The organism is Streptomyces misionensis, assembly GCF_007896895.1.
Classification (GTDB): Bacteria; Actinomycetota; Actinomycetes; order Streptomycetales; family Streptomycetaceae; genus Streptomyces; species Streptomyces misionensis_A.
Map to the genome: position 1 here is coordinate 1 of NZ_VOGW01000072.1, position 6,602 is coordinate 6,602.

General features: G+C 72.1%; 5 protein-coding genes and 1 pseudogene. 1 reads left to right on the top strand and 5 read right to left on the bottom strand.

Going from position 1 to position 6,602, the window contains the following annotated elements; genetic code table 11:
* Window positions 1-214, bottom strand: a pseudogene (locus FRZ03_RS12970) (hypothetical protein); the annotation flags it as partial.
* A gap of 56 nt (window positions 215-270) precedes the next feature.
* On the opposite strand from FRZ03_RS12970, the gene FRZ03_RS12975 reads away from it, so the two are divergent.
* Window positions 271-1,287, top strand: a complete 1,017-nt coding sequence (locus tag FRZ03_RS12975) for a PLL family lectin (protein WP_146465299.1) — start codon at window positions 271-273, stop codon at window positions 1,285-1,287.
* Window positions 1,288-1,380: 93 nt separating this feature from the next.
* On the opposite strand, the gene FRZ03_RS12980 is transcribed toward FRZ03_RS12975, so the two are convergent.
* The 4 genes from FRZ03_RS12980 to FRZ03_RS12995 form a co-directional block, all read right to left on the bottom strand.
* Complete coding sequence (locus tag FRZ03_RS12980; RefSeq protein WP_146465300.1) at window positions 1,381-3,510, bottom strand: 3-hydroxyacyl-CoA dehydrogenase NAD-binding domain-containing protein; 2,130 nt, start codon at window positions 3,508-3,510, stop codon at window positions 1,381-1,383.
* On the bottom strand, window positions 3,507-4,724 hold the full coding sequence (locus FRZ03_RS12985; RefSeq protein WP_146465301.1) for a thiolase family protein: 1,218 nt from the start codon (window positions 4,722-4,724) through the stop codon (window positions 3,507-3,509). The genes FRZ03_RS12980 and FRZ03_RS12985 overlap by 4 nt, the downstream gene beginning before the upstream one ends.
* 214 nt (window positions 4,725-4,938) lie before the next feature.
* On the bottom strand, window positions 4,939-6,228 hold the full coding sequence (locus FRZ03_RS12990; RefSeq protein WP_146465302.1) for a ribonuclease D: 1,290 nt from the start codon (window positions 6,226-6,228) through the stop codon (window positions 4,939-4,941).
* A 154-nt stretch (window positions 6,229-6,382) separates the two neighbouring features.
* A partial coding sequence (locus tag FRZ03_RS12995) for a response regulator transcription factor (RefSeq protein WP_146465321.1) occupies window positions 6,383-6,602 on the bottom strand: 220 nt, incomplete at its 5' end.

Genomic DNA, 6,602 nt, shown 5'->3' on the forward strand with positions numbered 1-6,602 from the left:
CCACCAGCACCACCTCGACCGGCCCCGCCAACTCCGCCGTACCGGCCCGCGCGAACGCCACCAGCCGGTCCCGCAGCCGTTCGGCGGCCCCGCGCCGGTCCCGCCACCACCCGTCGGGCACGGACCCGACGACGTTCGCACCGTCGACGATCAGCAGGGGCGAGACCGGGCCGGGTCCGTCCGGGACGTCCGGGGTGTCCGAGGGATTCGTCATACCTGCCATGGTGCCCCCTCGCCCGGCGCGGCTCCGCCGCGGCTTAAAGTGACCGGGTGAACGGTGACTGGCTTCTTCGTGGCCGAGACGGCCGGCTCAGTGTTTACCAGTCGTCCGGCGATGCCGTCCTGTGCCGCGTGGAGCGCGCGCCCGGCGGGCCCTGGGACGAACCGCGCAAGGTCGGCGGAGAGCAGCGGCTGCTCCCCGTCCTGGCCGTCGGTCAGGGCGCCGACCGGTACGCCCACCTGGTGGCCTGGCGGCCCACCGTCCAGGGCGAGGCGGGGCTGGTGCACTCCACGCACTTCCGCGCCCGTCTCGCGGCCCTGGACTGGAACCCGGTCGGGCACCCCAACAAGAAGGGCGACCGCACCGGGACGCCCGCCGTCGCCGTGGACGCCGAGGGCCGCGCCCATGTCTTCGTACGCAACAAGGGCGGCGGCGTGAGCATGCTCGCGCAGAAGGAGAAGGGCGGCTGGGAGCCCTGGCAGGACATCAGGGGCAAGGGCGTCCAGGACGGGCTCGCCGCGGTCACGGGGGAGTCCGGCAGGGTCGAACTGTACGCGGCCGTCCCCGAGGGCCTGCTGTACTGGCGTCAGGAGGAGCCCGGCGCCCGCCCGGTCCTCAAGGAGTCGCTCAAGGCACCGGTCCGCCCGGGGACGTTGTACGCCCTCGCCACCTCGCCCGCGAGCACCACGCTCTACTACACCGGCACCGGGGGCGAACTGTGGGCCTGGCGGCCGGGCGGCGAGCCGGTCGCCCTGCTGCCCTCCGCCGGGCACGGCCCGGTCGCCGCCGTCCGCTGCGAGCTGGACGGCCACGACTGCACGCTGCTCGCCCAGCGTTCGGCGAGCGGCCGGGTCGCCTTCGCGGCCTATCCGACCGAACTGGAGTCCGCGGGCGCCTGGTGGACCGAGTCCGGCCCGCAGCTCACCGTGGACGCCCGGGTGAGCCTCGGCACCGACGAGGACGGCCGGGTGGTGGCCGCCACGCTGTCCCCGTCGACGGGCACGCTCCTGCTGACCCGGCGCAAGGACGAGCCGGGGCTGGCGCTGGAGGCCTGGCGGGCCGTCTGAGCCCGCGCCGCGGGCCGGGTGGCCCGTGACCCCGCACCGGGCATGCGAAAGGGCCCCCGCCGCCGCGAGGGCCCTTCCTGTGGTGTTCCGGTGTTACGCCGGGACGCTGGCCACACCCGGGGCCAGGAACTTCTTGCCGTTCACGCGCTCCGAGACGCCCTCACGGTCCAGGTACGGCGTGACGCCGCCCAGGTGGAAGGGCCAGCCGGCGCCCGTGATCAGGCACAGGTCGATGTCCTGCGCCTCGGCGACGACGCCCTCGTCGAGCATGAGCCCGATCTCCTGCGCCACCGCGTCCAGGACGCGCGTGCGCACCTGCTCCTCGGTCAGCACGGAGTCGCCCTGCTTCAGCAGCGCGGCGACCTCCGGGTCCAGCTCCGGCTTGCCGCTGTCGTAGACGTAGAAGCCGCGCTTGCCCGCCTCGACCACGGCCTTGAGGTTCGGGGACACCGTGAAGCGGTCCGGGAAGGCCCGGTTGAGGGTCTCCGAGACGTGCAGACCGATCGCCGGGCCGACCAGCTCCAGCAGGACCAGCGGGGACATCGGCAGGCCCAGCGGCTCGACCGCCTTCTCGGCGACGGCGACCGGGGTGCCCTCGTCGATGACGTTCTGGATCTCGCCCATGAAGCGGGTCAGGATGCGGTTGACGACGAACGCCGGGGCGTCCTTGACCAGGACCGCGGTCTTCTTCAGCTTCTTGGCGACCGCGAAGGCGGTGGCCAGCGAGGCGTCGTCGGTCTGCTCGCCGCGGACGATCTCCAGCAGCGGCAGGATCGCGACCGGGTTGAAGAAGTGGAAGCCCACGACCCGCTCGGGGTGCCGGAGCTTCGACGCCATCTCCGACACGGACAGCGAGGAGGTGTTGGTCGCGAGGACGGCGTGCGCCGGGGCGACCGCCTCGACCTCCGCGAACACCTTCTGCTTGACGCTCATCTCCTCGAACACGGCCTCGATGACGAAGTCCGCGTCCGCGAAGCCCTCGGCCTTGTCCAGGACACCGGTGACCAGCGCCTTGAGGCGGTTGGCCTTGTCCTGGTTGATCCGGCCCTTGCCGAGCAGCTTGTCGATCTCGGCGTGGACGTAGCCCACACCCTTGTCGACGCGCTCCTGGTCGATGTCGGTCAGCACGACCGGCACCTCCAGGCGGCGCAGGAACAGCAGCGCGAGCTGGCTGGCCATCAGACCGGCGCCGACGACACCGACCTTGGTGACCGGGCGGGCCAGGTTCTTGTCCGGGGCGCCCGCCGGCCGCTTGCCGCGCTTCTGCACCAGGTTGAACGCGTAGATGCCGGCGCGCAGTTCGCCGCCCATGATCAGGTCGGCGAGCGCCTGGTCCTCGGCGTCGAAGCCCTGCTGGAAGTCGCCGTTCCTGGCGGCCTCGATGATGTCCAGGGCGCGGTAGGCGGCCGGGGCCGCGCCGTGCACCTTGGAGTCGGCGATGAAGCGGCCCTTGGCCACGGCCTGGTCCCAGGCCTCGCCGCGGTCGATCTCCGGGCGCTCGACCGTGACGTCGCCCTTGAGGACCCTGGCGGTCCAGATCAGCGACTGCTCCAGGAAGTCGGCACCCTCGAACAGCGCGTCGGCGATGCCGAGTTCGAAGACCTGCTTGCCCTTGAGCTGCTTGTTCTGGTTCAGCGAGTTCTCGATGATGACCGAGACGGCCTTGTCGGCGCCGATCAGGTTCGGCAGCAGCGTGCAGCCGCCCCAGCCGGGGACCAGGCCGAGGAAGACCTCGGGCAGCGAGAACGCGGGGAGCGCCTTGGAGACGGTCCGGTAGGTGCAGTGCAGGCCGACCTCGACGCCGCCGCCCATGGCCGCGCCGTTGTAGTAGGCGAAGGTCGGCACGGCGAGACCGGACAGGCGCTTGAAGACCTCGTGGCCGCCCTTGCCGATGGCGAGCGCGTGCTCGTGCTCCTTCAGCAGCTCGACGCCCTTGAGGTCGGCGCCGACCGCGAAGATGAACGGCTTGCCGGTGATGCCGATGCCGACGATCTCGCCGTCGGCCGCCTCCTTCTCGACCTGGTCGATCGCGGTGTCGAGGTTCGCGAGCGAGGCCGGGCCGAAGGTGGTGGGCTTGGTGTGGTCCAGGCCGTTGTCCAGCGTGATCAGCGCGAACCGGCCGGCGCCGAAGGGCAGCTCGAAGTGGCGTACGTGCGCGCTGGTGACGACCTCGTCGGGGAACAGGTCGGAGGCCTGCTTCAGAAGCTCGGCGGTGGTGCTCACTTGTCCCCCTCGAAGTGCGGGTTCTCCCAGATGACCGTCGCGCCCATGCCGAAGCCGACGCACATGGTGGTCAGGCCGTAGCGGACGTCCGGCTGCTCCTCGAACTGGCGGGCCAGCTGCGTCATCAGGCGGACGCCGGAGGAGGCCAGCGGGTGGCCGAAGGCGATGGCGCCGCCGTACTGGTTGACGCGCGCGTCGTCGTCCGCGATGCCGTAGTGCTCCAGGAAGGCCAGCACCTGGACGGCGAAGGCCTCGTTGATCTCGAACAGGCCGATGTCCGAGATGGACAGGCCCGCCTTGGCGAGGGCCTTCTCGGTGGCCGGGATCGGGCCGTAGCCCATGACCTCCGGCTCCACGCCCGCGAAGGCGTAGGAGACGAGGCGCATCTTGACCGGCAGGCCGTTCTCGCGGGCGAAGTCCTCGGACGCGATGATCGACGCGGTGGCGCCGTCGTTCAGGCCGGCCGCGTTGCCCGCGGTGACCCGGCCGTGCACGCGGAACGGCGTCTTCAGGCCCGCCAGGTTCTCCAGGGTGGTGCCCGGGCGCATCGGCTCGTCGGCGGTCACCAGGCCCCAGCCGGTCTCCCCGCTCTCGGGGGTGGTGCGGCGTACCGAGATCGGCACCAGGTCCTGCTGGATCTTGCCGTTGGCGTACGCCTTGGCGGCCTTCTCCTGGGAGCGCACCGCGTACTCGTCGGCACGCTGCTTGGTGATGCTCGGGTAGCGGTCGTGCAGGTTCTCGGCGGTCATGCCCATGAACAGGGCCGACTCGTCCACCAGCTTCTCGCTCACGAACCGCGGGTTCGGGTCCACGCCCTCGCCCATCGGGTGGCGGCCCATGTGCTCCACGCCACCGGCGATGACGGCGTCGTAGGCGCCGAAGGCGATCGAACCGGCGGTGGTCGTCACGGCGGTCAGCGCGCCGGCGCACATCCGGTCGATGGAGTAGCCCGGCACGGACTGCGGCAGTCCGGCGAGGATCCCGGCGGTACGGCCGAGGGTCAGACCCTGGTCGCCGATCTGGGTGGTCGCGGCGATGGCGACCTCGTCGATCTTCTTCGGATCCAGGCCGGGGTTGCGGCGCAGCAGCTCCCGGATCGCCTTGACGACGAGGTCGTCGGCGCGGGTCTCGTGGTAGATGCCCTTCGGGCCCGCCTTGCCGAACGGGGTGCGGACGCCGTCGACGAAGACGACGTCCCTGACGGTACGAGGCACGATGGCTCTCCTCCATGGTGCGGGACGCTGAGCGCTTGCTTAAGCCCATGCTACTTGCGAGTAATGTAGTTGCACAGTCCCGGCGGGGCCAGCGGTGAAGGTCACACCACGGTAAGGAGAGCGGTCGGCAGGTTGGCGTGATCTCGACGGCCCGGGCGCGCCCCCGCGGGTGCGCGCCCTGGCCGACGTCGTACGCCCCTCACCCTCGCGGCGGTCAGGCGCCCTTCGCCGTCAGCGCATCGACCAGTACGGGCGTCACCAGCTCCACCTGCCACGGACGCGCGCCGTACCCGGACAGCGCGGCCGAGACGGACGCGGCGTCGATCACGCCCGGCGGCTGCCAGCACAGGCGGCGGACCGTGTCCGGGGAGACCAGGTTCTCCTGCGGCATGGACAGCCGCTCGGCCAGTGAGGTCACGGCGGCCCGCGCGGCGGACAGGCGCGCCGCGGCCGAGGGATCCTTGTCGGCCCATGCCCGCGGCGGCGGCGGGCCCGTCACCGGCTGTCCCGGCTGCGGCAGCTCCGCCTCCGGCAGTGCCTTGGCCCGGTCCACCGCGGCCTGCCACTGCTCCAGCTGCCGGCGCCCGGTGCGGTGCCCGAACCCGTTCAGCGCGGCGAGGGCGTGCACATGGCCCGGCAGGGCCAGCGCCGCCTCCACGATCGCGGCGTCCGGCAGCACCTTGCCCGGCGACACGTCGCGCCGCTGGGCGATGCGGTCCCGTGTCTCCCACAGCTCCCGTACGACGGCCAGCTGCCGGCGGCGCCGTACCTTGTGCATCCCCGACGTGCGGCGCCAGGGCTCCTTGCGGGGTTCGGCCGGAGGGGCGCTCGCGATCGCGTCGAACTCCTGGAGGGCCCACTCCAGCTTGCCCTGCCGCTCCAGCTCCTTCTCCAGGGCGTCGCGCAGGTCCACCAGGAGTTCCACGTCCAGCGCGGCGTAGCGCAGCCAGGGCTCGGGCAGCGGGCGGGTGGACCAGTCGACGGCGGAGTGGCCCTTCTCCAGGACGAAGCCGAGGACGTTCTCCACCATGGCGCCGAGACCCACCCGGGGGAACCCGGCGAGTCGGCCGGCCAGCTCGGTGTCGAACAGCCGGGTCGGGACCATACCTATCTCGCGCAGGCAGGGCAGGTCCTGGGTGGCGGCGTGCAGCACCCACTCGACGCCGGACAGCGCCTCGCCGAGGGCGGAGAGGTCGGGGCAGGCGACGGGGTCGATCAGCGCGGTGCCGGCGCCCTCGCGGCGCAGCTGCACCAGATAGGCGCGCTGGCCGTAGCGGTAGCCGGAGGCGCGCTCGGCGTCCACGGCCACGGGGCCCGAGCCGGCGGCGAAGGCGGCGACCGCCTCGGCGAGCGCGGCCTCGTCGGCGATCACGGGCGGAATGCCCTCGCGGGGCTCGAGAAGGGGTGTCGGCGCCTCCGTCACAGAAGATCCGGGCTCGTCGGGAGGCGTTTCTCCGTTGCTGCGCCGGGTGCTGTCTGCTGCGGTGTCTTGGGCGTCGGTCACCTGTCAAGGGTATCCATGCGTGGACAGCACCCGTCGCCGGAACGTTCCGTCGACGGGCGCCAAGGGGTCGTAAACCAGTCAGGGCGGTGAAACCGCCGGTTCACGCGGGTGAACCGGCCGCTCTCCGGAAGTGGTCAAGGGGGATCGTCAGCGGTCAGTGGATGATCCCGGTGCGCAGGGCCACGGCGACCATGCCGGCCCGGTCACCGGTGCCCAGCTTGCGGGCGATACGGGCGAGGTGGCTCTTCACGGTGAGGGCGGACAGGCCCATGGAGACGCCGATCGCCTTGTTCGACTGGCCCTCCGCGACCAGCCGCAGCACCTCGACCTCGCGTCCGGACAGTTCGCGGTAGCCGCCCGGGTGGCTCGGGGCA